Genomic DNA, 375 nt, shown 5'->3' with positions numbered 1-375 from the left:
AAGCTACGCACGCTTGGGCGATGCGTGTCATGAGACGTTCTTGGGTTTCATAGTGCCCATCTTCGGCAAGCCGGTCAATCTCCGCCATCAAGGGGTCATAGTCAAAGACATTCGCCATCTCATCTTTGGCAATGAGCACCAGGTGGCTGCCAATGCCCAGGGTCAGGTCCAAGAGGTGAATGTCGGGTCGGATGTCCAACGTACCATAAGTTCCGATGTCCGTTTTCAATTGTAAATCTCTCAACTCGATGACTGCTGAATTGACAGGTTTCATGTCTGAACCTTTTGAAGAGTAAATTTCATCAAACCTTCGCTGGCTTCTTCGATCAAATCCAACACCTGCTCAAAGCCCTGGTCGCCACCGTTGCTTGCAGA

The 375-nt window shown here is 49.9% G+C and carries 1 protein-coding gene; it reads right to left on the bottom strand.

Annotated features, from left to right (window positions below; all coding sequences use genetic code 11):
* Positions 1-274, bottom strand: a 274-nt coding sequence (locus B472_RS16855) for a dihydroneopterin aldolase (RefSeq protein WP_116798729.1), incomplete at its 3' end; no start/stop codon positions are given.
* Between the last annotated feature and the right edge of the window lie 101 nt (positions 275-375).

The sequence above is a fragment of the Limnohabitans sp. Rim28 genome (genome assembly GCF_000293865.2).
Lineage (GTDB): Bacteria > Pseudomonadota > Gammaproteobacteria > Burkholderiales > Burkholderiaceae_C > Limnohabitans_A.
Note: the sequence above shows the minus strand (reverse complement) of the source record. Positions and strands in the feature narration are given on the sequence as shown.